This is a genomic window from Hyphomicrobium sp. (genome assembly GCF_020852195.1).
GTDB lineage: Bacteria > Pseudomonadota > Alphaproteobacteria > Rhizobiales > Hyphomicrobiaceae > Hyphomicrobium_C.
In genome coordinates, this window is sequence record NZ_JADZBI010000033.1 from 1 (window position 1) to 26,335 (window position 26,335).

20 protein-coding genes are annotated in these 26,335 nt (G+C 65.3%); 11 read left to right on the forward strand and 9 right to left on the reverse strand.

The window, feature by feature from the left end; translation table 11 throughout:
* Positions 1 to 247: 247 nt before the first annotated feature.
* From ada to IT540_RS02675, 3 genes are all read left to right on the forward strand, one after another.
* Positions 248 to 1,315 (forward strand): bifunctional DNA-binding transcriptional regulator/O6-methylguanine-DNA methyltransferase Ada, encoded by a 1,068-nt coding sequence (gene ada / locus IT540_RS02665; protein ID WP_291173004.1) that lies wholly within the window; start codon positions 248 to 250, stop codon positions 1,313 to 1,315.
* A 77-nt stretch (positions 1,316 to 1,392) separates the two neighbouring features.
* Positions 1,393 to 1,830: a universal stress protein gene (locus tag IT540_RS02670; RefSeq protein ID WP_291172869.1), complete on the forward strand. Its 438-nt coding sequence runs from the start codon at positions 1,393 to 1,395 to the stop codon at positions 1,828 to 1,830.
* A 77-nt stretch (positions 1,831 to 1,907) separates the two neighbouring features.
* Entirely contained in the window at positions 1,908 to 2,366 is a 459-nt protein-coding gene (locus IT540_RS02675; RefSeq protein ID WP_291172871.1) for a host attachment protein, read from the forward strand.
* A gap of 113 nt (positions 2,367 to 2,479) precedes the next feature.
* Here IT540_RS02675 and IT540_RS02680 read toward each other — a convergent pair whose 3' ends face one another.
* Positions 2,480 to 4,744 (reverse strand): bifunctional diguanylate cyclase/phosphodiesterase, encoded by a 2,265-nt coding sequence (locus IT540_RS02680; RefSeq protein ID WP_291172873.1) that lies wholly within the window; start codon positions 4,742 to 4,744, stop codon positions 2,480 to 2,482.
* Between the two features lie 471 nt (positions 4,745 to 5,215).
* On the opposite strand from IT540_RS02680, the gene IT540_RS02685 reads away from it, so the two are divergent.
* Positions 5,216 to 5,893: a Crp/Fnr family transcriptional regulator gene (locus tag IT540_RS02685; protein WP_291172875.1), complete on the forward strand. Its 678-nt coding sequence runs from the start codon at positions 5,216 to 5,218 to the stop codon at positions 5,891 to 5,893.
* Between the two features lie 71 nt (positions 5,894 to 5,964).
* Here the strand turns inward: IT540_RS02685 and IT540_RS02690 are convergent, their stop codons facing one another.
* Positions 5,965 to 9,105 (reverse strand): multidrug efflux RND transporter permease subunit, encoded by a 3,141-nt coding sequence (locus tag IT540_RS02690; RefSeq protein ID WP_291172878.1) that lies wholly within the window; start codon positions 9,103 to 9,105, stop codon positions 5,965 to 5,967.
* A gap of 13 nt (positions 9,106 to 9,118) precedes the next feature.
* Positions 9,119 to 10,285, reverse strand: coding sequence for an efflux RND transporter periplasmic adaptor subunit (locus IT540_RS02695; protein ID WP_291172881.1), 1,167 nt, complete (start codon positions 10,283 to 10,285; stop codon positions 9,119 to 9,121).
* 132 nt (positions 10,286 to 10,417) lie between these two features.
* Here IT540_RS02695 and IT540_RS02700 point away from each other — a divergent pair, with 132 nt between their 5' ends.
* The 3 genes from IT540_RS02700 (at position 10,418) to IT540_RS02710 (ending at position 11,957) form a co-directional block, all read left to right on the forward strand.
* Complete coding sequence (locus tag IT540_RS02700) at positions 10,418 to 11,077, forward strand: TetR/AcrR family transcriptional regulator (RefSeq protein ID WP_291172884.1); 660 nt, start codon at positions 10,418 to 10,420, stop codon at positions 11,075 to 11,077.
* Between the two features lie 106 nt (positions 11,078 to 11,183).
* The gene (locus tag IT540_RS02705; protein ID WP_291172887.1) at positions 11,184 to 11,384 is read left to right on the forward strand and encodes a hypothetical protein; all 201 of its coding nucleotides are present in this window, start codon (positions 11,184 to 11,186) and stop codon (positions 11,382 to 11,384) included.
* Positions 11,385 to 11,519: 135 nt separating this feature from the next.
* Positions 11,520 to 11,957: a universal stress protein gene (locus tag IT540_RS02710; RefSeq protein ID WP_291172889.1), complete on the forward strand. Its 438-nt coding sequence runs from the start codon at positions 11,520 to 11,522 to the stop codon at positions 11,955 to 11,957.
* A gap of 68 nt (positions 11,958 to 12,025) precedes the next feature.
* Here IT540_RS02710 and xrtE read toward each other — a convergent pair whose 3' ends face one another.
* The 3 genes from xrtE to IT540_RS02725 form a co-directional block, all read right to left on the reverse strand.
* Positions 12,026 to 13,714: an exosortase E/protease, VPEID-CTERM system gene (xrtE, locus tag IT540_RS02715; RefSeq protein WP_291172892.1), complete on the reverse strand. Its 1,689-nt coding sequence runs from the start codon at positions 13,712 to 13,714 to the stop codon at positions 12,026 to 12,028.
* Positions 13,715 to 13,790: 76 nt separating this feature from the next.
* Positions 13,791 to 13,973, reverse strand: a complete 183-nt coding sequence (locus tag IT540_RS02720; RefSeq protein ID WP_291172895.1) for a hypothetical protein — start codon at positions 13,971 to 13,973, stop codon at positions 13,791 to 13,793.
* Between the two features lie 297 nt (positions 13,974 to 14,270).
* Positions 14,271 to 15,293, reverse strand: a complete 1,023-nt coding sequence (locus IT540_RS02725; protein ID WP_291172898.1) for an outer membrane beta-barrel protein — start codon at positions 15,291 to 15,293, stop codon at positions 14,271 to 14,273.
* 149 nt (positions 15,294 to 15,442) lie between these two features.
* On the opposite strand from IT540_RS02725, the gene IT540_RS02730 reads away from it, so the two are divergent.
* Positions 15,443 to 16,876 (forward strand): mannose-1-phosphate guanylyltransferase/mannose-6-phosphate isomerase, encoded by a 1,434-nt coding sequence (locus IT540_RS02730; RefSeq protein ID WP_291172910.1) that lies wholly within the window; start codon positions 15,443 to 15,445, stop codon positions 16,874 to 16,876.
* A gap of 388 nt (positions 16,877 to 17,264) precedes the next feature.
* Here IT540_RS02730 and IT540_RS02735 read toward each other — a convergent pair whose 3' ends face one another.
* From IT540_RS02735 to IT540_RS02745, 3 genes are all read right to left on the reverse strand, one after another.
* Positions 17,265 to 18,299 (reverse strand): right-handed parallel beta-helix repeat-containing protein, encoded by a 1,035-nt coding sequence (locus tag IT540_RS02735; protein ID WP_291172916.1) that lies wholly within the window; start codon positions 18,297 to 18,299, stop codon positions 17,265 to 17,267.
* Positions 18,300 to 18,344: 45 nt separating this feature from the next.
* Positions 18,345 to 19,835 (reverse strand): sugar transferase, encoded by a 1,491-nt coding sequence (locus IT540_RS02740; RefSeq protein ID WP_291172919.1) that lies wholly within the window; start codon positions 19,833 to 19,835, stop codon positions 18,345 to 18,347.
* A gap of 88 nt (positions 19,836 to 19,923) precedes the next feature.
* Complete coding sequence (locus tag IT540_RS02745; protein ID WP_291172922.1) at positions 19,924 to 20,793, reverse strand: WecB/TagA/CpsF family glycosyltransferase; 870 nt, start codon at positions 20,791 to 20,793, stop codon at positions 19,924 to 19,926.
* A 689-nt stretch (positions 20,794 to 21,482) separates the two neighbouring features.
* Between IT540_RS02745 and IT540_RS02750 the strand changes: the two genes are divergently transcribed.
* The 3 genes from IT540_RS02750 (at position 21,483) to IT540_RS02760 (ending at position 26,335) form a co-directional block, all read left to right on the forward strand.
* On the forward strand, positions 21,483 to 22,772 hold the full coding sequence (locus IT540_RS02750) for a polysaccharide biosynthesis/export family protein (protein WP_291172925.1): 1,290 nt from the start codon (positions 21,483 to 21,485) through the stop codon (positions 22,770 to 22,772).
* 24 nt (positions 22,773 to 22,796) lie between these two features.
* The gene (locus tag IT540_RS02755; protein ID WP_291172927.1) at positions 22,797 to 24,503 is read left to right on the forward strand and encodes a GMC family oxidoreductase; all 1,707 of its coding nucleotides are present in this window, start codon (positions 22,797 to 22,799) and stop codon (positions 24,501 to 24,503) included.
* A 119-nt stretch (positions 24,504 to 24,622) separates the two neighbouring features.
* Entirely contained in the window at positions 24,623 to 26,335 is a 1,713-nt protein-coding gene (locus IT540_RS02760; protein ID WP_291172929.1) for a Wzz/FepE/Etk N-terminal domain-containing protein, read from the forward strand.

Below are 26,335 nucleotides of genomic sequence, written 5' to 3' on the forward strand. Positions count from 1 at the left end.
GTGCTCTACCACTGAGCTACGGCAGCTTACCAAAGAATATCGCTTTGATTTCAGCGCTGTAGGCTGATGACTCCACGCAGGCGAAGCGACCGGCGCCCGCGCTGCGTTCATCTACCCGACCCGGACGCCGAGAGCAACCGGTGCGGTGCCGGAAATTGCGCGGCTCCGGCCTCGTTCGCACCAATTTTTTGATTTGGGAGCAAGAACCGGAGTGCCGAGGTGCCGCGGCGAGCCTATCTTCGCCGGCATGAGCACCAAAGCCACGACGAACCCGGCCGACGACCGCCTCTGGCAGGCCGTGGTGGCCCGCGACCCGGCCTTCGACGGCATGTTCTACTACTCGGTGGCCTCGACGGGCGTCTACTGTCGCCCCTCCTGCGCCGCCCGCCTGGCCAAACGCGAGAACGTCCGCTTCCACGCCACCTGCGCCGACGCCGAGGCAGCCAGCTTCCGGCCCTGCAAGCGCTGCCGGCCGAACGAGGAGGTCCTGCGGGACACCCACGCGGCCAAGGTCGCGGCTGCCTGCCGGCTGATCGAGAGGGCCGAGGAGCCGCCGTCCCTCGAAGCGCTGGCCGAGGCCGCCGGCCTCAGCCGCTACCACTTTCACCGCGTCTTCAAGGCCGCCATGGGCATGACGCCGAAGGCCTATGCGGCCGCCCATCGCCTGAAGCGCATCCGCGAGACCCTGCACGAAGGGAGCAGCACCGTGACCGCAGCCATCCACGACGCCGGGTTCAACTCCGCGAGCCGCTTCTACGCCCAGTCCGACGGCGCGCTCGGCATGACGCCATCTGACTTCCAGCGCGGCGGCAACGGCACCGAGATGCGCTTCGCCGTGGGCCAATGCAGTCTTGGCGCGATCCTGGTCGCCGCCACCGCCAGGGGCATCGCCGCAATCCTGCTCGGCGACGATCCCGACGCGCTCGTGCGCGACCTCGAGGAGCGCTTCCCGAAGGCCGTCCTGATCGGCGTCGACCAGGAGTTCGAGGACACGGTCGCCAAGGTCGTGGCCTTCGTCGAGGCGCCAGGCACCGGGCTCGATTTGCCGCTCGACGTGCAGGGCACGGCTTTTCAGCATCGCGTTTGGGAGGCGCTGCGGCAGATCCCTCCCGGCACCACCGTTACCTATGCGGAGCTCGCGGACCGCATCGGCAAGCCGGCCGCCGTGCGCGCCGTGGCCTCCGCCTGCGCCGCCAACAGGATTGCGGTCGCCATTCCCTGCCATCGCGTCGTCCGTACCGGCGGCGCCCTCTCTGGGTATCGCTGGGGAGTCGCACGCAAGCGCACGCTTATCGAGCGTGAAACCAAATCGTGACGCCGTTGATTGAGGTCAACTGACGGATCCGCGCCAAAGGCGTAAACTCGGCCTACGAACGGAGGAGCCGGACCCGCATGTTCAAGCACATCCTGATCGCCACCGACGGCTCGGAGCTGGCCGGCAAGGCTGTTACGCAGGGCCTCGATATCGCCAAGGGTCTCGGCGCCAAGGTCACCATCGTCAACGTCACCGAGCCGTGGGTTGCCGTCGCACCAGGGGAGGTGGCCATGGCCTTCCCGATCAAGGAGTACGATGAGAGCGTCGCCGCCAACGCCGCGCAGATCCTCTCCGTCGTCGCCGACGAGGCAAAGGCGGCTGGCGTCGACTGCGCGACGCAGCACGTGAAGGATCAGTTCCCCGCCGACGGCATCATCGAGGCCGCGGAGCGTCACGGCTGCGACCTCATCGTCATGGCCTCGCACGGCCGGCGCGGTCTGATGCGCTTCCTGCTCGGCAGCCAGGCCATCAAGGTGCTGACCAACAGCACGGTCCCGGTCCTCGTCTGCCGGTAGCGCCGCCGCTTCGGACACCGCGCAACGACCGGTCTGATCAGGGATCACGTACGCATACGAAACCCGAGGAGGCCGCGATGACGAGCAGGAAGGACGACCGCACCTGGGTGCTCGTGGCCGATGCCGGCCGGGCGCGAATCTTGGCGCGAGAGAGCCCGGACAAGCGCCTCGCCGCGCTGCCGGGCATGAGCTTCACCCATGATCTGCCAAAGACGCACGACCTCGTGCGCGACCGCCAGCCTCGCTCCTTCGAGAGCGCGAGCCCGATGCGCCATCCCATTTCGAAGGGAGTAGATCCGCATCGCGCAGAAAAGACCAAGTTCGCGGTGGAGCTGGCCGCTAAACTCGACGCAGAGCTCGCCAACAGGGCGTTCGGCGCTCTCATCATCATCGCGCCGGCCCAGATGCTCGGCGACCTTCGCGCCGCCTTGTCGGCGCCGGTGCGCAATGCCGTCAAGCTGGAGCTGAACCTCGACCTGACCAAGGCTCCAGACGCCGAGATCGCGGCGCGCCTGAAGGATCTGCACGCCGTCTAGACCATGATCGCTTCGGACCCTATCCGTCCGAAACGTGAATCATCGGTCTCATCAAAAAGGCTGGAGCGCGATCGCGACTCAATCAAAGCTGATCGCGCTCTAAGGCGAGCGCATCAAGCCACGCGCGGGCGGCGCGGCTTCGCCTTCAGGAAACGGCGGATAGCCTCGGCCGGCTGCGGCTTCGAGAAGTAGTAGCCCTGCAGGCTGCCACACCCCATGCTGCGCAACAGCGCCACCTGCGTCTCCTCCTCCACCCCTTCGGCCGTGACGCCGAGCCCGAGGCTTCGCGCAAGCTGCACGATCGCCTGCACGATGGAAAGGTTGTCCGTGTTGTCCTGCATGTCGGCGACGAAGGAACGATCGATCTTGAGCCGTCCGATGGGAAACGCCTTGATGTGCGAGAGCGATGCGTAGCCCGTTCCGAAATCGTCGAGCGCGATCTCCACGCCAAGCTCGTCGAGCTTGAGCAGCGTGTCGCCCACGTGCACTGAGCCGCCGCCGAGAATCACGCGCTCCGTCACCTCTATGCAAACCTTGTCGGGCAGGACGCCATATCGGTCGAGCTTCGCCTGGAGCCGCTCCGAGAGCGAGGCGAAGGCGAAATCCGCCGATGTCACGTTGATCGCCACGCGTCCGAACGCGAGCCCTTCCGCCTGCCACGCGGACGCCTGGGCGAGCGCGAGGTCCATGACGCGGTCTCCGATCGCGACCGCGACGGACGGATCCTCGAAGATCTCCTCGAACTTGCCCGGCGCAAGCAGGCCGTGCACCGGATGGCGCCAGCGCAGGAGCGCCTCGAACGACGGCGGAAGCGCCGGGTCCGAGGGCACGATGGGTTGGAAGTGAAGCAGGAACTCGTCGCGCTGGATCGCGCCGAGCGCGCTCTCCTGCAGCTCGACCTTGCGGTCGATCGCGGCCCGGAGGTCGGGAGAGAACAGATCTGTCCTTCCGCGGCCGAAACTCTTGGCACGATAAAGCGCGAGGTCTGCGTTCTTGAGCAGGTCTCTCGGATCCGTGGCGTCGCGCGGAAACACCGTCACGCCGATGCTCGCCGAGCACGCACGCAGCGTCCCCGCGAGGTTGATCGGCTCCGACAGCGCCGTCTTGATATCGGCGACCGTCTCGTAGATGGCGTCGTCGCTGCCCTGCCCGAGAATGAGCACGGCGAACTCGTCACCGCCGAGACGCGCGATGGTGCCGGCGCCGCCCAGCGCGTTCTGCAACCGCTGGGCAATGATCTTGAGCACCTCGTCTCCGGCATCATGCCCGAGCGTATCGTTGATCTCCTTGAAATGATCGAGATCGAACAGCGCCACGCCGAGGCTGCTCCCGCCCTCGACGGCCGCCACGATCGCATCGCGCAGGGTCTCGTTGAACAGGAGGCGGTTGGGCAGCCCCGTGAGGCTGTCGAGCTTAGCCAGGCTCCACAGCTTGTCCTGCAGCTTCTTGCGCTCGGAGATCTCCTCGGTCAGCATGATGATGCCGCCGATGCTGCTGTCCGGCATGTACCACGGGCGGACTTCCCAGCGCAGGATGTTCTCCGATCCGTCTGCCCTGAGGAACCGCTCCTCCTCGCAGCTCTCGGTCGCTCCGGCCAGAATGCGGTTATGCTTGGCCCGCCAGTGCGCCGGGATCTCAGGAAACACGTCGTAGTGACCGAGTCCGACAAGCGTCGTCTGCGTGAGATTGTAGTCCTGCAGCCAGCGATCGGTATGCGCCACGTAGCGCATCTTGGTGTCGAACATCGCGACCGCCGCCGGCGCATGCTTGATGAACGACTGCAGCGTTGCATGCGCCTGCTTGAGCTCCGCTTCCGCGCTCCGCTGCTCCGTCACGTCGACGCCGATTGTCGTCAGGTACTCGAGCTTTCCACTGGAATTCTTCCACGGAATGACGATGGCCCGGACCCAGATCAGCGATCCGTCCTTGGCCCGGTCACAGAACTCGCCTGACCACGTCTGCCCCGACTGCACCGTCGACCACATCGCCGAGAGGTATTCCGGGCTGTAGACGCCGGCGCTCAATCCGCCGAGCGGCTGGCTGGCCAGCTCCTCGAGCGAATACCCGGTGCGGCGCAGCAGGTTCTCGTTCGCTTCGCAGAAGCGGCCCTCGGCATCCGCCTTGGAGACCAGGAAATAGTCGTTGAGCATCCGCAGGTAAGACTGCGCCTGCCCCCGCCAATCCTCCACCGCAGCACGCTCGCCGCGCAGCGCCTCGACCCCCTGCGTCGCAAGCAGAACCGCAAGCGCCGCCGTGGCGGAGGGGAGCACCGCCGAGGTGGAGAAGCCCAGCGCCAGGAAGACGGCGAGATTGACCGCCGCGAGACCGGCAAGCGACAGGATGAGGACGGTATCGGGCGCGAGGCCATAAGAGGCCATCAGCGCATCCACGCGCCTTAAGACACTCGTCTGACCGGAGGCTTCCATTCTTCCGCCCAATGATTATTATTTGGGGCGAAAGCGCCCTCCTTGAGATGGAGAATCCTACACGGGGGTGATTAAAAAAAATGCATACTACTGAATTTAACGGCGTTTTCTGAAAGTCGGAACGGATTTTTCATTCCGGATTAATAGCTTATCGGTGCGCCCGTGCAGCGCAAAACTGGCAATAAAGGGTTTGAAGGCGGGGGTGCGGCCCCCCGAGAACGCCGCGTCCCCTGCCGGGATCTCCTCCCCGTACTGATCGAAATCGTCGCACGGGCCGGTTTGCAGGTTCCCCAGGGAACAGACGAGGTTGCTCGAAGATTTACCGTCAGCGCAGTGCCGTTACCCATTGGCACCGCTGCAAATATGACTTGATTAAGGCAAGGCGCAAAACTAAATCAGCGTCATCTGTTGGAGTAACGCGTTATGGCAATCGCTTGCCAGTCGGAAAATTTTGAGCGCTTGAGCACCGAGGACGGGAAGCACGTTTCGCTCCCGTCGGATGCCGGCCTTGTGCTGCAGACCGTCGAAACCGGCGCCATCCTGTTCCAGGCAGGCGACGAGCGCCGGCTTTACCGTATCGAGCGCGGCGCGCTCTGCCATTACATGCTCTGGGCCGATGGCCGCCACGAGGTGATCGAGTTTGCCTTCCCCGGCGACATCGTCGGCCTCGGCCACCTGCGCAATCACGTGAGCACCGCCCAGGCCATGGTGGACACGGTCGTGAGCCTCGTTTCCGATGAGGCGTTCTCGTCCGCCCTCGAGAGCGATGACAGGCTGTCGTTCCGGCTGGCATCGGCCGTCGAGCGCGAGTTCGACTATCTGCGTGACGAGACGCTGGCCGCCACCCACATCCCGGCCGCCGCGCGCGTCGCCAACTTCCTGCTGGCGCTCTCCAGCATGAACGTGCCCGAAGGCCGCGATCGGGATCTCATCCCCGATGAGATCACGGCAGGCTTTGTGGCCGACAAGCTGAACATGAGCATCGACAAGCTCAGTGCCGCTCTGATGTGCCTGAAGAAGGAAGGGGCGGTGAGGGAGACCTCCGCGGGCCTTCGCATTGTCGATCCGCAGACGCTCCAGCGGGTGGCAGACGCCGCCTAACCGGCCGGCCCGCGCGAAGCGCGGGCTTGCGACTTTCCACCAAACTCCGAGAAAACGAGCCCGACGCCACGTTAGCTGGCGTCGGCGCCCTGCTTCGTGCCGGCATCCGCCGTGCTCTGGCGCCCCTCCTGCAGGCGCTGGAAGACGACGTAGAGCATCGGAATGAGGAAGATGCCGAAGGCCGAGGCCGCGAGCATGCCGGCGAGCACCGGCACGCCGACGGCGATCATGCTGTCCGCACCCGGACCGTTGGCGATCACCAGCGGCACAAGCCCCATGATGAACGCGAAGCTGGTCATCATCACCGGCCGGAAGCGCAGCCGCGCGCCATCGACCGCAGATTCCAGGAGCGAATCCCCGGCCGCGCGCCGCTCGATCGAGGAGGCGACGATCAGGATGGCGTTCTTGGCCGCGAGAGCCACCAGCACCACGAGGCCGATCTGCGCATAGAGCGTGAAGCTCATGCCGAGCACCCACAGCGCCGCGATCGCGCCGAGAATGGCCACGACCACCGACAGCAGCACCGGGATAGGCACCGTCCAGCTCTCGTAGAGAGCGACCAGGAACAGGTAGGCGAACACCAGCGCCAAACCGAGCACGATTGTCGTCTGCCCCGCCGACTCGATCTGCTCGCGCGCCTGTCCGGTCCACTCGTACGCATAGCCGGGCGGCAACGTGGTTGCGGAAACATCCTGCATCGCCGCGATGGCCTCGCCCGGACCGCGGCCCGGCCCTGGCCCGCCGTTGATGGAGATAGCGCGGTAGTTGTTGTAGCGCGTCAGCGTGCGCGGCCCGACATCGAGGCGTACGTCCGCGATGGACGACATCGGCGTCATCTCGCCGGCGCTGTTCATGACGTAGATGGCCGAGATGTCCCGTATGTTGCTCCGGTATTGCGATTCCGCCTGCATGCGCACCGTCCATGTGCGTCCATACAGGTTGAAGTCGTTGACGTAGTAGCCGCCGAGCGTCGCCTGCAGCGCGGCGAAGACGTCGGAGAGGGAGATGTTGAGCGCACGCGTCTTGTCGCGGTCGATATCGAGGCGGATCTGCGGCGTCTCGGCCTCGTAGGTCGAGAACACAGCCGCCAGCTCGGGACGCTGGTTCGCGGCGACCACCAGTCCGCGCATCGCCGCTGCCATGTCGGACGGGCTCTGCCCCTGCAGCGCCTCCAGCACGTACTCGAAGCCACCGACCTGCCCGAGGCCCGAGATGGATGGCGGATTGAGCGTGATGATCTGCCCTTCGGGGATGGACGAGAGCGCGCCGATGAGCCGCCGCGCAACCACGGTCGAGTGCATCTCGCGCGACGTCCGCTCCGCGTACGGCTTGAGACGGATGAACATGACACCGCCGTTGGACGCCGAGCCACCGCCGAGGAAATCGAGACCGAGGACGCTCGTGACCCCGTCGACCGCGGGGTCGGCGCGCACGATGGCCTCGGCCTTGCTCGCCGCCTCCGACGTGCGGTTGAGCGAGGCACCGGCGGGCAGCGTGATGATGCCCATCACGAAGCCCTTGTCCTCGTCGGGCAGGAAGCCCGACGGCGTCTGCTTGAAGATCATGTAGGCCGCGCCAGCGATCAGCGCCACCGCGAGCAGGCTCGCCGCCGACACGGCCACGAGACGCCGCACGACGGCGGCATAGCCGTCGGCTACGGAATCGATGGCGCTGGTGATGGCCTTCATCACGCCGACCGGATGTCCGGGGCGGAGGAGAAGGGAGCAGAGGGCGGGCGAAAGCGTGAGCGCATTGACGGCCGAGATCACCATCGCCGCCGAGATGGTGATCGCGAACTGACGGAACAGAACGCCCGAGGAGCCGGACAGAAACGCGACCGGCACGAACACCGACAGGAGCACGAGCGTGATGGCGATGACGGGACCGGCGATTTCCGACATCGCCTTGCGCGTCGCGTCGGCAGGGGAGAGGTGCGGCTCCTCGTGCATGACGCGCTCGACGTTCTCGACCACGATGATGGCGTCGTCGACCACGATGCCGATGGCCAGCACGAGCGCCAGCAGCGAAATGGTGTTGGCGGAGTACCCGGCCGCCAGCAGCACGGCGAAGGTGCCGATGATCGCTACGGGAACGGCAATCAGCGGAATGAAGGTCGGCCGCAGACGGCCGAGGAACACAAACACGACAAGCGCGACCAGCGCGAACGCCTCGATCAGTGTATGGATCACCTTCTCGATCATCGCCGAGACGAAATCCGCCGTGTTGTAGACGTAGGCGAACTCGACACCTTCCGGGAACCGGTCCTTGAGCTCGTCGAGGCGCTTGGAGACGGCCGTGGCCACGTTGACGGCGTTGGCACCCGGCGAAAGGTAGATGCCGACCGGCGCCGCCGGCTTCCCCTCGTAGCGCGCCTCGCTGTCGAAGGACGCGCCTTCGAGCTCGACGCGGGCAACGTCCCGCACGCGCACGAACGACCCGTCGCCGCCCGAACGGACGATGATGTTACCGAACTCCTCCGTCGTGGAAAGGCGCCCCTTCGTGGTAACCGTGAGCTGCAGGCGCTGGTCGTCCGAGAGCGGCGCCGCGCCGATGCGGCCGGCTGCGGCCTGGAGGTTCTGCGACTGCACGGCCTGGATGACGTCCTGCACCGACAGGCCGAAGTTCGCGAGCTTCTGCGGATCGATCCAGATCCGCATCGCGTAGTCGCGGGCACCGAACACGGACGCGTCGCCGACGCCCGGTACGCGCTTCAGCTCGTCGAGGATATTGAGCGTGACGAAGTTGGAGAGGAACAGCTCGTCCTTGTCGCCGGCCGGCGAGTAGAACAGGAACACCTGCAGGAGATCGGTCGAGACCTTCGAGATCGTGAGGCCAGTGCGGCGCACCTCCTCCGGCAGCTTGGCGGTGGCGAGGTTGGCGCGGTTCTGCACGTTGACCGTATCGATGTCGGGGTCCGTGCCGAGCAGGAACGAAACGGTCAGCGAGTAGGAGCCGTCGTTCGCCGACGTCGATTTCATGTAGCGCATGCCGGTCACGCCGTTGATGGCGTTCTCGAGCGGCTGCGCGATACTCTCCTCGACCGTCAGCGCATCGGCGCCGGGGTACGAGGCGCTGACGCGTACGGTCGGCGGCGCGATCTCCGGATACTGCGCGACCGGGATGGCCTGCGTGGCGATCAGGCCGGCCAGCGTCACCACGATGGAGACCACCATCGCCAGGCGCGGACGGCGAATGAAGATGTCGAAGATCATGACGCCGCCTGCCCTAGTTCTGCGCCGCGCTGAGGTCGTCCTTGATCTCGGTCGCCTCGACGGTCATGCCGGGACGCACCTTCTGGTGACCGCTCGTGATGACGCGATCCCCCTCCGCGAGCCCCGTCGTGACGACGATCTGCGGCCCGCGCTGCTCGCCCGCCTCGATGCGCCGCGTGTCGACCTTGTTGTCGGGAGTGACGACGAGCACGTAGGCGCCCTGCTGATCGAGCAGAAGCGCCGACTGGGACATCATGAGCTTGAGTTCGGGCGTCTTGGAGCGCACGCTGACGCCGACGATCTGCTGATCGACGAGCAGACGATCGGGATTCGGGAACTCGGCCCGTACGGTGATGGTATCGGTGCCGGCGTTGCCCTCGACCTCTGCGAACTTGATGGCGCCGTCGTGCGTGTAGGTGCTGCCGTCCGGCAGCTTGAGCCCCACCACCACGCTTTCCGCCGTACGCCCCTCGCGCCGCACGGTGAGGAGAACGCGCTGCGGCACCGGGAAGGCGACGTACATGGGGTCCTGCCGCACCAGCGTGACCAGGGGGTTGCTGGAGGGCCCGACGTACTCCCCGACGGAGTAGGTGGCCCGCCCCGTGCGCCCGTCCATGGGCGCATGGATCTCAGTGTACCCGAGGTTGAGCTCGGCCTGCTTCAGCGCCGCTTCCTGAGCCTGCACGCTGCCGCGCGCCTGCGAGAGCTTCGAGATGGCATCGTCCAGCGCGGCTTGCGACGCCGTGCCCCGGTCGGCAAGCGGCTTGGTGCGGTCGTAGGTGGCCTGCGCCAGCTCCAATGCAGCCTGCGCGTTGGCCAGATTGGCCTTGGCCGCCGCCAGTGCCGCCTCGTACGGCTCCTTCTCGAGCGTGAAGAGGACCTGGTCCTTCTTCACCTCCTTGCCCTCCTCGAATCCGCGACTGGCAAGAAAACCGTCGACGCGCGCCCGGATCGTGACCTTGTCGATCGCCTGCACGCGTCCGATGAAGCTGTCCTCATCGGTGGCATCGCGAAGGCGGACCGTCTGCACGACGACGTTCGGGGGCGGCGCCGCGCCGCCCGGAGCCTGCGCCCAAGCCGCACCACTCGTGGGTAGCAGCGCCCACGCGCCAAGCAGCGCTGCGGCAACACCGCAGCGGAAGCAATGCGCTGGCGTATGGCCTCGCATCTCGTTCGTCATCAATTGAGCTTCGACCTTCCTGCGCGCGCTGGCAATGCCCGCCGCGGAACATTGTTTATGCATTGCGGAACGCGTCCCTCTTGCCCATGACGCACGTGCGATCTATCATTTAAGAAACGGAAACGTTTCGCAATGTCAAGCCGTCAAAAAGAGCAAACCACACGAGCCCGGGCGAAAGCGCGGCGGGGCCGACCGCCCACGCTCACCGAGGATGCGCGCAGGCAGCGCATTCTCGAAGCCGCAGAGCGCGTCTTCACCGAGATCGGCTATGGCGCTGCAACGATGGAGGAAATTGCCCAGGTCGCCGGCATGTCGAAGCGCACCCTGTACGACTTTTTCTCCGACAAGCGCTCCCTCTTTGCCGCCCTCATCAGCTTTGTCGAGCCCTATCCGGCCGAAGCCTTGGCCGAGAACCGCCCGAACAGCCACGAGGAGCTGCGCTCGCGCCTGCTCACGCTCGCTGAGCATGCCTTGTTGCGCCGGCACGTGGAGATGACCCGTCTCGTCATCGCCGAAGCGCGGCACTGCCCCGAGCTTGCCGAAGAATTTCACGAGCGTGCCATGCGCAAGGGGAAGAAGTACCTCGCTGATACGCTGAAATCGTTCAAGGACGACAACCCGGGCTTCGCGTTCCAGGATATCGAGCGCACGTCCGTGGCCTTGTTCGGCGCCATCATCGGCGACCTCCACCTGCGCGCCTTGCTGGGCGAGGCACCCGCCTCCCGTCGTGTCCTCAAGTCGCACATCGAAAGCGCCATCGAGCTCGTGCTCCCTGCCCCGCACAAGAGTTGAGCCCGCAATGATCTTAATGCCTTGCCAACCCTACGCGCTGTCGATCGATCTGCTTTCAGCGCCTGAAAAGTAGAGTATGCTGCAGTATGCTGAGGAACCGCCGGCCATGCCTGTCATCTCCTGGCTCCTGACCCCGATCATGATCGCAGCCGCCATCGTCGCCGGCTGGTTCGTCGCCGAGGACGCGGCCAACTTCGGCGTCGTACAGATGGCCATCGCGGTGCTGCTGATCACGGCGCTCGTCGCCGTCGCCACGTTCTGGAGACAGATCCTCGCCTGGTTCAAGACTTTCAGGAGATCGCCCTAGCGCACGGCCGTGCGGCGGCACTTCGCGGGCACGCCGCCGTTGATTGAGATCAACGAGCGATCGTTACGGCGCTCTAGGTCTAGAACCTCCAGCCGCATCGAATTGTGTCCGCCGAGGGACGCCGTGGAGCCGCACATGTTCAAGCATATCTTGATCGCAACAGACGGTTCCGAGCTGGCCCAGAAGGCCGTCGATCAGGGACTCGAGCTGGCGAAGGCGCTCGACGCGAAGGTCACGGCGGTGACGGTGACCGAGCCGTTGATGGGCATCACGCCGTCCCAGGCGGAGATGGCGTTCCCCATCCAGGAGTACGAGCGGCGTCTCTCGGAGAACGCCACCAGGATCCTGTCCGCCGCCGCCACGTCCGCCGAGCGAATCGGGTTGACATGCGCCACCTACCATGTGGTCGGCAAGGCGCCGGCCGAGGGCATCCTGGACACGGCCAACGAGCGGAACTGCGACCTCATCGTGATGGCCTCTCACGGCTGGCGCGGCCTTACGCGCCTGCTGCTCGGCAGCCAGGCCCACAACGTCGTGACGCACAGCAAGGTGCCCGTGCTCATCTGTCGGTGATGTACAGGACGCCGACACGGCCCGGACACACGGCGCCGGTCGCGCAATTCAGGAAAAGCCGATAATCTCTACAGCAGCGACCACTGCTCCGTCGCGACCGCCCAGCCCATGATGGCGGCGTTCGACGCGGCGTGCGCGGCGATGGGATCGGAGAGGCGCTTGCTGCGATACATGAGCAGGGCATAGACCGCGCCCGCGAGGCAGGCGGCGAGCCAGCGCTGATGCATGAGGCCGAAGGCAACCGACGATACGACAAAGGCGAGCAGCCGGAACTCGCCGAACCCGACCTGCTCGAACTTGGGCGAGACCAGAACACGTGCGAGATAGCCGCGGAATGCGAGTTCCTCAGCCACCGGCACCAGCGCGATGGAGCCGATCGCCCGCAGCGTGAGCCAGAGCAGCGCGGCCCACAGCGGCAACGCGGCAAGCCACGGGCCGAGCGGCGATGCCACGTCGCTTGCGGGATCCGTCGCGATCCATACGACACCCACCGCGAGTCCGACTACGACCGAGAACCACGAGGCCCCCGACAGCAGCGGCAGATAGGCGTCCCGGAACCAGTAGAGCACCGCACCGATCGCCACCACCCTGACCGCGTAGAGCCACTGGTCGTGCGGAGCGAAGGCCGACGCGATAATGCTCGCGCCGACCAGGGCCATGAACGGCCCCAGGTACTGGAGCGCCACCACGGAACCAGAGGAGGGCGCGGCCGCCGCCGGCTCCACGGGCTGCGCCGGCGCAGCCGGCGATTGCGGAGCGAAATAGGGCACCCGCCGCGAGATGGCGATCGAGGCAAGCGTGACGGCGAGGAAGCAGATCCAGCCGGCCGCCGAATGGAAACCCTGGATGGCGACATCCGGCGAGACGTGGGCTCCGATGCTCACCAGCACCGCGATCCTGAGCGCATTGAGGGTCCACATCGTGGCTACGCCGATGGGGAACAACAGCAGCACGTTGGGAAACTTCAGATCGCGGCGAAAGACCCACATGTAGATCGAAAGGAAGGCGACGATCAGCGCCACGCCCTCGTAGCCCGAGCAGGCGCCGAGCACCTGAACACGGAAGTCGCCGACACCAAGAATCCAATGCTCGCTGTTGACGAAGGCGTCGGGCTCATAGAGCGTCAGAAACCAATGGGAGACGGCAAGCGTCGCACTCGATAGCGGCCCCCAGCCCTCCTGGGCGAGGCGGCCCGCCCCGGCGGCGACGGACGCGCTGAGGAGCGCCAGCGCGATCTCGACCGGCGCCAGCGTGAGAAGCTGCCTCCAGAAGCTCGGCGGAGCAGCGACCAGGGCGAGCGACGCGCCGGTCGCCAGCAGCAGGCCTGCATAGAACGTCACCGCTGAGAGCGAGAGCTCCGCCATGTTCGAGAACGTGAACTTTGACAACAGCAGGCCTGCGAAGAGCGCGACGTTGAGCCCGATGGCGTACGGCAGACCTGGCCTGGCGCAGGCCCTGCTGTAGGCCGCGATCAGCTCCTGCCGCCGTGGCCACACCACCATGAGGAAGAGAGGAAAGGCGAGCACCAGCATCTTTGCGAGGGCGCTGGCATAGACGATGGGGTTCTGCCAATAGGTGAAAGCTGGCCGAGGCAGATCGAAATCGAAAAGAAACGTGGCGAGAATGATCTCGCTAATGGCGAGCGCTGCGAATATCCACGCGCGTCGGAAACTCGCCCACCGCGTAACCCTCGTCGGCGCGCCGAGATCATCCGCAAGGCCTGCACGACCGATTGACGTCGGCTTCGAAGGGAACACGCTTTACTCGGGTGATGGTTGCGGATGAAGAGCTGGCGAAGCCGGGCGCCGGCTTCGCCAGCGGCATTTCCGTGTTTTACTTCTCGGCGCGACGCTTCAGGACAGCACCGACGCTGGCCAGCAGCGCGAACACGGCGACAGCGCTCGAACCATCGAACTCCGGCACCGGCGGGCAATCCCAGAATGCTGCAAACGCACTGCTCGTTACCGCAAAGCTCGATGCAATCGCCACAGCACCTACGCAGAACTTCGTGAACATGACGTCCTCCCGCAATACAAACTCCGTACTCGGACACTTATTGGTCCTATATCCACCATAGAAGATCCAATTTTCGCGAACAAACTAATTTTAACAATTGGTTAACCCCTTAACCAGACGGAGACGCGAGCCCCGATTCTCGGGCAAAAGCGCACGGGACGAATGCGTCCAAAGCAAAAAACGGCAGTAGGAAAAACGGAAACAAAAAAGGAAGGGAGGCCTTCGCCATCCCTTCCCAATCAAAATCAAGAATGCATCCAGCGCGATTCAGATCGCCGCGCTTGCGTGCAGGAGCGCCTACTTCAGAGGCACGACTTCTTCACGCACACCGAACTTGTAGGTCAGGCCAATCCGAGCAACCCAGAAATCATCTTCCCATTTCGAGATCGCTGTACAGGGGCCGCCGCCGCAAGCCGTCGAGTCCACAACATAAGTGTGCGTCTCATCGCCGAGATCGACGTAGAAAGCTTCCGCACGCAGGAGCCAGCGCGAATGGTGGAGGCGCTCGATGCCGCCGCCGATTGTCCATCCAGCAGCGCTGTCATCGTCGCTCTGCGAGAACGGACCGGCAGGACCAAGCGAGTCGCTGAACGTGTGATCGATCTTCGAGTAAGCAAGGCCGCCCGTGGCATAGAGGAGCGTGCTATCCCCGAGCACGACACCCGCGCGGGCACGCAGTGTCCCGTACCAGTCTATTTCGCTCTTCAGGCTGACCGTATCGACGCGCGCGGTAGAGGACGCATCGAAATAGTTGAAATCGGTTTCCACGCCAAAGACCCAGCGCCCACATTGCCAGTTGTAGCCGGCGTAGCCGCCGAACGTGAGCGCGCTGTCGTCATCGTCAAAGGATTGGCCGAATGTCGGCGAGCCAGGATTCCGATCGTGAATCTCGGAATCATGCTTCCCGCCACCGATTGCGGCGCCGATGTACGGACCTGCGAACGGACCCGACGAGCAGCTCCGCTCGGCCGCCGGCGCATAAGCAGCCGCCGGCTCACCATCCGCCCAGGCGCCCGTCCCGAACACGCTCAACGCCAACGCAGCAGCAGAGACCAGCGACAATTGCTTGATCATATTTAGCCCCCGAGTTCTCCTGCGACCCCGAACCCTTCTCCGGGCCTCACGCCCTTGTCCGCAGATCGTCTCAGACAAACCCAAAAGATGATTCGGTACCTCGTGTCCCGAATTAATACGGCGGCTGCCCCGGAATTGGGCAAACGTGATGCTCTCTGCACACACTTTCCCCAACCCAATCGCCCCCTCCCGCCGGCGGCGAAAAAGGGCGTCTAGAATGCGCCACGCGGCCTTGCCGGGGAGCATCTTAGGCAGCTTGCTTCAAGTATTCGGGATACCCGCCACGCAAACGTTCCAGCGGGTTAAGGCAATTTCGACTTTCCGCTGCCGTTTCGCACGTTTCCGGTGCATGAATGCGCACAGGGACCAAAGCTCCAATTTGAGTATTTATTGCAATGATCATTCCCGTGATCCTTTCCGGCGGCTCGGGCACGCGCTTGTGGCCGCTGTCGCGCAGCATGTACCCGAAGCAGTTCATCCGCTTCTTCGACAAGGACGACCCCAGCCTGCTCGGAACCACCCTGCGCCGCCTGGGTGATGACGAGGCCTTCGCGCCACCCCTCGTCCTGTGCAATTCCGACCACCGCTTTCTCATTCGCGACGAGCTCTCGGAGGCCGGCATCGCGCCCCAGGGAATCTTCCTCGAGCCGGTCGCGCGCAACACCGCCGCAGCGGTCGCCGTCGCGGCCCTGGCCGCGGAGCAGGCGTTCCGCGACGCGGTGCTGGCCGTCATGCCGTCCGATCATGTCGTCGAGCAGCAGGCCGAGTTCGCCAAGGCCATCAAGACGGCCGCCACGATCGCCGCGAAGGGCAAGCTGGTGCTGTTCGGCATCAAGCCGGACTCGCCCCACACCGGCTACGGATACGTGCGCCGCGGCGCGGCCCTCAACGGCACGGCCGGCTTCGCCGTCGACGCTTTCGTCGAGAAGCCGAACCGCAAGACCGCCGAAGGCTATCTCAAGGCCGGCGACTATCTCTGGAACAGCGGCATCTTCGTCCTCCACGCGCGCACCTTCCTCGACGAGCTGCGCCGCTACGCCCCCGACGTTCTGGCGGCCGCAAGCGCCGCTTTCGAGAAGTCGACCGAGGACTTCGGGTTCGTGCGCCTCGATCCGGTCGCGTTTGCCTCCTCGCCCAACATCTCGATCGACTATGCCGTGATGGAGAAGACCCAGGCGGCAGCCGTGCTGCCGCTCGATGTCGGCTGGAACGACGTCGGCTCCTGGTCGTCGCTCTGGCAGATCTCGCCGCACGACGCGGCCGGCAACGCCGTCAACGGCGACGCGCTGCTGCTTGACACCAACGACTGCTACGTGCACAGCGACCGCTCGCTGGTGTCGATGGTCGGCGTCGACAACCTGATCGTCGTCAACACGCCGGATGCACTGCTGGTGGCCCAGAAGGACCGCGCGCAGGACGTCTCGCGTCTCGTCGCCAGCCTCAAGCAGTCGAACCGCAAGGAACACCAGCAGCACCTGCGCAACGCGCGCCCGTGGGGCTTCTTCGAGACGCTGAGCATCGGCGAGCGCTTCCAGGTGAAGCGGCTGCACGTCAATCCCGGCGCCAAGCTATCCATGCAGATGCACCACCACCGTTCCGAGCACTGGGTGGTCGTGCGCGGCACGGCGCTGGTGAGCATCGGCGACACCGAGAAGCTCGTCCAGGAGAACGAGAGCGCCTACATCAAGTCCACGCAGTGGCACCGGCTGGAGAACCCCGGCAAGGTCCCGCTCGACATGATCGAGGTGCAGATCGGCAGCTATCTCGGCGAGGACGACATCGTGCGCACGGACGACATCTACCACCGCAGCGCCGACGAGACGAAGTAGGCTTCAGCTAGAGCATGTTCCCGTCTTAAGGAATTGGGACGCCGTTGCCCTCTCCCTGTGAGAGGGGCGGAGGTGGAGGCAGCCTGTGGTGAAATTCAGTGACATCACCTGCACTATGCCGACACGCTCTGAGTTGCGTCGTCGCACGAGGACCCTGCCAGCTTAGCGTCGTGGAAGCTTGCGTGGATCCCGACCTGCGTCGGGATGACGTTTGTCATATGGATACCGCGAGCCTCCTCTCGACGTCATCCCGGCAAAGCCTGCCCTGGCGAAGGCCGGGGGGGCCGGGACCCACGCAAGCTTCCACTTGCTCGACATCGAAATGGCCCGTGCGATCGCTCTAAGCGAGCACCTCAAATCCCGCGGTGACCGCGCATCGGCGTCGCGCTCAGCGCCAACCTTCGCTTTTGCAGCTGCACTGCGCCTCGACCGGCTTGCGCTCGGCGAGATCCGCCGTCAGCTTGGCCGCGAAGTTGTTCTTGTGCTCGCCCTTGATGACGCCGCAGTTCTCCCCGTCCCAGAACGGGTTAGGCGCGCCGGTCTTCGAGATCCATTTCACCTCGTTGCCTTCGACACGGATCGAATGGCACTTGGGGTCGTACTGGTTCCAGGTGTAGATGCCGACGTTCGTGAACGGCTGGCGGCGCGCGTAGACGACGTTGTCGAGGATCGACAGGTCATGGCCGCTCGAGACGGCGATGCCGTACTGCCCCGGATCGACCAGCACGTTGCGCGTGGCGACCTGATACGAGCCGCCGCTGTCGCCGAGCATGATCCCGCCGCCGGATTCGCTCGGCCCCCCGCCGACGATGAGGTTGTCGGCAACGGTGATCGGCGATTGCGCCGTGCCATGCGACTGGTAGAGGCTGATGGCGTCCTCGGGCTCACCCTGCCCCGGCTCGTTGTGGCCGGAGTTGCAGCGAATGCGGTTGTCCGATCCGGTGACCTTGTCGAACTGCACGAACTGCCCCCGCGGGATCGGCCCGCGCGGGCTCACGATCGTGTTGCAGCTCACATTCAGGGTCTTCGAGTTGAGCGCGTAGACGCCGGAGATGGTTCTGCTGATCCGGCTCTCGAGGACATCGACCGCCGTCGACCCCGCAATGAGAATGCCGCTCTCTTGCGTGTCCTCGATCACGACGTTGCGGATGACGACGTTATGGCTGTCGTGCAATTCGATGCCGTGTCCGCCGCACGGTCCAATGACGACGTTCTCGATGAGGGCGTTCTTCAACCCGCTGAGGGAGAGGCAGGAGCCTTTGGCGTTTGTGATCTTGGAGCCGGGCGCGACGGCGGCCGTCAGCTCGCCCGCTCCGGAAGGCGCCTCCTTGGTGGCACCCGCGTTGTACAATGAGAACGCCGCAGCCGTCTTGGCGAACAGCAGGGCCACGGCAAGCAGGCCGATTCTTCTTTTCGTCAACATCGACCGCTCTTGAGCCTCCGCCGGCCCCCCGACCGTCTCCTTACCCTATCTCGCCCCGTTGCCACCGATGACCGCCGGAACGGTCTGGAAGAGAATGTACAGGTCGAGCCAGATCGACCAGTTGCGGATGTAGAAGGTGTCCTGCGCGCGCTGAACGTCGAGATCGCCGTTGCTGCGCGCCGTCACCTGCCACAAGCCCGTCAGCCCCGCCGGCACCAGCGTCCGCGTCTTCTGGAACTCTGGGTCGAAGCTGCTGATGTGGTACTGCGGGAACGGCCGCGGGCCCACGAGGCTCATGTCGCCGACGATGATGCTCCAGAGCTGTGGCACCTCGTCAAGGCTGGTGCGACGCATAAAGTTACCGATGAACGGCAGAATGCGCGGGTCGTTCTTAAGCTTGAAGTAACGCTCCCACTCCTTCTTGGCTTCCGGACTGCTGGCGAGATGCTCTTCTAGGCGCGCCGCGGCGTCGCGGTACATCGTGCGCAGCTTAGGAAGATTGAACGGCCTGCCGTTCACGCCGATGCGCTGCTGCCAGTAGAAGGGCGACCCGCGATCGACAAGGCTTACGAGCAGCGCAAAGGCGGCGACGACCGGGAAGGCCAGGATGGCAGCCGGAACAGCGATGGCCAAGTCGAGCATGCGCTTGAGGAGCCTGTTCTGGCTCAGGAGAGCGCGCCTCTCGAGCTCGATGCCGAGTCCGCTGCCAAGCGGGCGCAGGCCGAGCCAGAGCGTCGGGATGTTGACCGCGTCGCTGAGCAGAATGAACTCGACGGGCAACGGGCCGCTCTCCAGCGTAGGCACCAGCGGCACCTGGTCGCCCGACGTCAGGATGGCGACCTCGCTCGTGCGGCTGAGGCCCTCGAAGTCGTCGATGGCGCACAGGACGGGACCGGGAAGGGCCCCGCTGGCGGTCTGCGCGTCCGCCGGCGTGCGCACGAAGCCGACGGGCCTAAGCCCGAGCTCCGGCTGCGCCTCGAGCGTCGCATAAAGCCGCTGCGCCGCGGGCCCGCAGCCGATCAACGCGGTCGGCGCGGTCCAAAGCCCGTCGCGAATGAGAAGGTGGCGCAGCAGGTACTCGACGTAGAAGGTGCCGGTGATGAGCAGCATGCTCTCGCACGCCGCCCTGAAGGCCACGGCCACGAGGTCATCCGTTTGCTGCAGGACAAAGCTGTGCAGCGCCACGAAGACGAGGATGCCGATGCTGCGCATCCTGAAACGCGCGTACGGGCATCGCGCGGATCCCGAGTAGATACCCAACAGCGCCAGAATGGCGAGCATGAGCACGAGCCGGGGTTGCGCCCAGACCATGGAGCCCGTTTCAGCGAAGAACGCCCGGGTCAGCAGATCCGCGACCGTAAGCGCGATCCAGCCCACGACGGCATCGCCGAGAAGCAGTGTGCCGCCCACGGCCAGCCGGCGCTTCTTTCGCCCGATGACCCGCTCAGGATCAGCGCTGCCCCACCCGAAGGTCGCGCGCGATCTTCCGAGCGCAAGTCCGGTGGACCACGAGTCGATCTTGTGGACGTCACTCATGGCCGCCTCCCGTCGTCATGGCGGACGGTTCGAAGCGGGGGCGGCACTGATGCATGGGCTTGAACAACAACACTTGTCTGCAACTTTGCTACGGATTACGGCTGGAAATAACGGGGGCGAGGCGTTGCTTGATCAGCTCGAGCGTTGCCAGCACCGCGAACCTCGGCAGGCACTCGAAATAGCGCTTCCACAGTCGCCCGGGCTCTTGCGCCAGGCGGTAGAGCCACTCGAGGCCGCTTCTCTGCATCCACATCGGTGCGCGCGAAATCAGGCCGGCGTTGATCTCGAACGCGCCGCCGACACCGATCATGGTGACGCCACCGAGGCGCCCGCGATGCTCCTGCATCCACAGGTCCTGCTTGGGCGTGCTGAGGCTCACCCATACGAAATCGGGCTTGGCCTCGCGGATCTTGGCGCAGATCTCGGCATCCTCGTCCGCGGTCAGCGGCCGGAATGGCGGGCAATGCGTTCCGACGATGGCGATGCCCGGAAACTGCTCGCGCATGATCACGGCGAGCTGATCGGCTACATTGGGCGAGGCACCGTAGAAGAAGTGCCGCCACTGACGCGTGACGCCGTGGCGGCACACACGCGGCAGCAAGTCTATGCCGCACACGCGCGAGATTCCCGACTGCCCTGCAAGACGCGCAGCCCACGTCAGCGGCACGCCGTCTGGCAGCACGAGCTCGGCTGCCTCCTGCGCTTCCCGCACGAGATCGTTCTTGCGGGCACACATGGCTCCATGCACGTCGCGCAGAAGGACCACGCGGTCGCGTCCGCTCCCGACCCACTGGCCGAAGGTATCCAGGACCTTGTCCATATCCACGACCGAGACCGGCGCACCGGCGACACGCACGCGTGCGATCGACTCCTCGGCGGCTGCATCCAGAACCGCAGGCGCCTCGGCCACCGCGGTAACTGTCGTCGTCGCTATCTCGCGGACCGGCTCGTGCGACACGGCCTTCGCCCTGTCTGCGATCCGGGGCAGACGTGTCGGACGTACGGCTTCGTCAATGCTGCTGGTCTGCATACGCCTGCGCCTTCCTCATCCATCGTGCGAGCGGTACGCGACGCTCAAGCGGCGCCGTCGGCTCCGCACACCACGCACTGCTCTGCTAGGCATCGCTCGATGGTCCGGCCGCAGCCGGGGAAGGGCGTGTTGACCCAGGAGACGTCAGAGACTTCGTCTGCGTCTGCGAGCAGCAACCGGCGCAAATGCAGACCCGGTCCTGTCCTGCTCGGTGCCAGAACGCGCTTCGACAAAGGTACTCTCCCCATCGAGCCGGCGAAGCGCGTCAGCCAAAACGCGTCAGCACTGCACCGCACCACTGCAGTGCAGCGTAGTCACGGACACTTCTCCCTTAAACAGAGATTAGGGATCAGACACGGAACCTCCGGGGGCTTTGCGGGTTAGCCCTAAATGCTTGATCACATTGAGCCCGGACACCCTCTGTCCGTCTGCATCTTTTGAGGTAGCTCGAAGGAAGCAACGCCCTGCGCTCGCAATAGAACTCATGCCCCTCGGCCATTAAGGCTATGCTGCGGTGCGGGCTTACCAAATCGCCATTTCATGTAGACTTCGTGGGACCTGGCTGGGTCGCACTGATTAGGCCACGTGGATTCCGGCCACATTGTATGGAGGGGCTTTTGCGGATCATCCGTGTCCTCGCATTTTCTGCGCCACTATTCCTCTATTGCCTTGTCTGCAGCGTCCCCGTCGCTCTTGCCGGCGGAAGCGAGGCACCCGAAGTTCTGGACGTCGGCGACCGCCTCACCGTGACGGTTTTCGGACAGCCGGAGATGTCAGGCGACTTCCAGGTCGATGGCACAGGCGAGATCGAGCTGCCGATCGTCGGCGCCATCCGCGTGGGAGAGCTCACGCCCAAAGATGCCCAGAAGCGCATCGAGGAGCGGCTGGCCGACGGCTACATCCTGCACCCGACCGTCAGCATCGCCGTCACCGAGCGCCGGCCGATCTATGTGCTCGGCGACGTGAGGACGCCCGGCACCTTCCCGTTCCGCACCGGCAACACGGTCATGAACGCCGTTGCGCAGGCCGGCGGCTACGGCGTGGCCGGACAGCCGTTGGTCGGCGTCGCCATGGCCGACTATCTTCTGTCCGACGAGCGCGTGAAGACGCTTGAGAGCACGCACGTGCAGCTCACTGTCCGCAAAGCGCGTCTCGAGGCCCAGCTCGACGGTCGCGACACGTTCGACGCACCCGTCTTCCCCGGGCTCGACATCGAGCTGTTGGACACCGCCATGGCCAATGAGAAGGACATGCTGCATCGCCAGCGCCAAGCGCTGCACCTTCAGATCGACCTCGTGCGGTCGCAGAAGCCCCGCATCCAGGGAGCGATGGAGGCCGTCGAAACGCAGATCGAATCCGAAAAGAAGCAACAGGATCTCGTGCGCGCCCAGCTCGACGACTGGAACAAGATGAAGGAGAAGGGCCTGGCGCTGCGCGTGACGGAGGTCTCCCTCCTGCGCGAGCAGGCGGCGATCGACGTCGCGATGTCGGGCTTCCGCACCGAGCTCGCGCGCCTCGCTGTCACCATGGGCGAGCTCGACATCAAGGTTCACGAGCTCGAGGCCGCAGACCGCCAGCGGGTCGCCAATGAGCTGCAGGAGGTGCGCACCCGGCTCCACGAACTCGAGACCACGCTGCCGTCGGCGCGCCGCGTACGCGACGTCCGCATGCAGCAGGCCGAGAACGGCAGGTCGGAGAATGCAATGGGCCAGAGCCATCGCATCGTCATTCGGCGCAGCTTGAAGACCGGCACCAAGACGATCGCGGCCACTGAAGAGACACAGCTCGAGCCCGGCGACATCATCGAGGTTTTCTGGATCTCGCCCAACTCCGACAGCTCCGCCTATCGGCAGCCGTCGACGCGCAAGCAGGCACAGCTCGAAGAATTCGCACCTGAAGGCGAGTGAGCGAAAAGTCGCGTGGAGTAGCGGGTGATTGAAGACGCAAGGCATTTGTCCGAGGGCAGCGCGTTGCAGTGCGACGTGTGCATCGTGGGCGCTGGCGCTGCCGGCCTGACGCTGGCAAGCGAGTTCGCGGGCAGCCCCTACAAGGTGCTGCTCCTGGAAAGCGGCGGCCTCGAGTACGACAGCACCGTCCAGCAGCTCTACAAGGGCGCCAACGTCGGCCTTTTGTACGAGCCGCTTGACCTATGCCGCGTGCGCACGTTCGGCGGCAGCACGGATCCCCGCGGCTGGGGCGGCTGGTGCAAGCCGCTTGCGGACATCGATTTCGAGCAGCGCGACTGGGTGCCCCTCAGCGGTTGGCCGATCGGCAAGCGCGACCTCGCCCCCTACTATCGCCGCGCCTTCGCGACGTTGTCGCTCAATCCGGACACCGAGCGCCTCGCCGACGAGGACTCGCGTAAGGACGTGCTGCCAACCGCAGGCGTCTATTGCCACAACGAGCCCTGCCCGCTGAGCCCGGCGCCACACCTCGGATACGTGAAGCGCGAGCAGCTCCGCGCCGCCTCCAACGTCCGCGTCCTGGTGCACGCGAACGTGACCGAGATCGAGACGGACGATCTCGCCCGGCAGGTCACCGGCTTGAAGGTCGCGACGCTCAATGGAACGCGCTTCTCGGTATCGGCACCGTACGTGTTGCTGGCTGCGGGCGGCGTCGAGAACGCGCGCGTTCTGCTGCTCTCGGACACGGTCCAGAAGAACGGCCTGGGCAACGACTCGGGCTTCGTTGGTTCCTGCTTCATGGAGCATCCCCGCTACGCATGGGGTCGGCTCAGCGGCGAGCACCTGGCGCCGATCATACGCCGGTACGACCCCGGAACGCCCGTGGGCCAGCGCCGCGCCAATGCCGACAATCCGGACGCCCTGCCGCTCTTCGGCGCCAGCCTCGCCTTGACGGAGAAGGCGCAGCGCGAGCACCACCTGCTCGGTGCGCGAAGCTGGCTCGTTCCGGTGTCCGCCTCTGGTGAGCGCGAGGCCGGCAGGGAGATCAAGGAGCTTGTGTTCTGGCTCAAGAAGCGGCGCATCCCGAGCGATACGTCCCGGCGCATCCTCGGCGTGCTCGGCGATCTGCCGAACGCCGCCGGCGCCGTGTCCGCGCACCTTTTGGCAAAGCTGCGCCCAGCCCGCCAATGGCAGTTCATCACGGTTCTCGAGCAGGACCCCGATCGCACGAGCCGCGTCAGCCTGGACACCGCGCGCGACGCGCTCGGCCTGCGCCGCATCAAGATCGACTGGCGCGTGAGTCCGCTCGTCAAGCACACTTTCCGGAAGACGAGGGAGCTGTTCGCGGGCGACCTGCGCGCGGCCGGCATCGACGTCTCGACCGCTGACGAGCTGAACCAGAGCGAGGATGCGCCGCGGTGGGTCTGGCATCACATGGGCACCACACGCATGTCCGCCGATCCTGCGCAGGGCGTCGTCGATGCCGATTGCCGCGTCCACGGCATGACGAATTTGTATGTCGCCGGCAGCTCGGTGTTTCCCACGGTGGGCAACGACATGCCGACGATCACAATTGTGGCGCTGGCCCACCGCCTGGCAGATCATATTAAGCTTAAGCTTTCGAAGACCACGACTTCCGACGCGAAGCGGCTACGGACTGATGGCGCGCCACCGGGCGCGCGGATCGCGGTGCCGGACGCCTACGCACGGAATGAAACCAATTATGCAGACTGAGCTTGCTGTCGGCGCACACAGAGCAGAAACTCGGCGCCGCACCGTGCTCGGTCCAACAAGAGATTGAGCGAAAAATGGTCGAGCGAAATCTTCCAGAGAAACGATCACCAGTCGACGCCATGAACCTGGGCTTGTCACCACGCGCGCCGCTGCCTCTTCCGCCGATCCGGCGCCAGGGGCTTGCATCGTTCTACGAGGCCCACGCGGTGGAGACGCTGCGCACGCTGTGGCGCCGGAAGTACCTGCTCGCCGGATTCGCCCTGGTCGGGCTTCTGACCGCCCTGCTGCTGCTGGTCACCTCCACCAGGATATACACCGCCACAGCCGTCATTCAGTTCGACTTCGGGCGCATGGAGGCCGTCGGGCCTCCAAGCGCCGCCATGGATGCCGGCTCCCTCGTCGAAGGCCAGGCGCAGATGCTGCGCTCCCGTGCCCTGGCGCGCCGCGTCGTAGCCAAGCTAAAGCTCGACGAGAACCCCGCTTACATCTCGTCGGGCTTCGTCGGGCGCACGCTCAACTCGCTTCTCCAGCGCAAAAGCACGCCGACGTCCAACATCGACACCGCCGCGCAGCGCCTCCAGGGGCAGCTCGAGATTTCCAACAATCCGCGCAGCTACCTCATCTACGTCACCATAAAGTCCACCTCTCCCGAGCAGGCGGCGATTTTGGCGAACGCCTATCTGAGCGAGTACGTCAACGACAAGGTCATGCAGCGCTTGCGGGAAACCGAGGCGACGGCACGCAGCGCCTTGGCCGACGCACGCGCGGCCTTCGGCGAGCGCCATCCCAAGGTGATCCAGGCCAAGGGCGCGCTCGCCTCCGCCGAGGCGCGCTTGCGTGACCAGGAGAAGAGCAGCACCGAGCATACCGAGATCCTGCCGCGCGTGCCGGGCCAGTCCTTCCTCAAGGCCGAGCCCGAATGGATCCCCGCAGGCCCCAATCCGATCGCAATGATCGCGCTCGGCCTCGCCATTGCAACGCTGGCGGGCGTCGGACTCGTGCTCTTCCAGGAGCGCCGTGACACGGGCTTCCGTACCGAGGACGGCGTGCCCGCCGAACTTGGCGTGCGCTGCGCGGGCATGATCCCCCGGGCCTCCGACAAGTTTTCGGCCGACCGGAAGCTCGAGCGGCGCGAGGCGCTGCGCTCGCTGTGCCTGTCCATCGGACTGACCGGCCGAGGCACCGACCGCGCCGGCGCTCGCGTAGTGATGGTGAGCTCGGCCCTGCCGAACTCCGGCGCAGCGGACTTCGCCAACGAGCTACGCCGCTCCCTCGTCGAGGAGGGCAGCCGCGTCCTCGTTGTCGACGCCTCGCCCTCGAGCCACGCTGGCAACGCGATCGGGCTCGACGACGCGCTCGAAAGCTCCGAGCGGCTTGAGGAGTTCTTCGCCGACGAGAGCGGCAACAGCGCCTCGGAGCTGCGCCGCAAGGCGGGCCTCAACGGCGCCCGCAACCCCTTTGCCTCGTTCGCTTACGCCGGGCGCTCGTTCGAGCGGCTGTTGACCGCCGCCAAGGAGCACTACGACGTGGTCATCGTCACCGCGCCGCCGGTGCTGCTGCTAACCGACAGCGTATTCCTCGGCCGCTTCGCCGATATCTGCTTGCTCGTCGCCGGGTGGAACAAGACGCCCAAGGCGACCGTGGCCGAGGCCGTGCACCGCCTGACGGAGAACGGCGTGCAGGTCGACGGCGTGGTTCTGACCGAGGTTGATTTGGGCAGGTATGCCTCCTTCGCCACTGGCGATCGCATGTACTACCTCAGCAGGTACAAGGAGGCATTTCGCTCCCCGCCCAAGAGTGCGCGACGGATGGAAAACAGGCTTGGAGAGTAG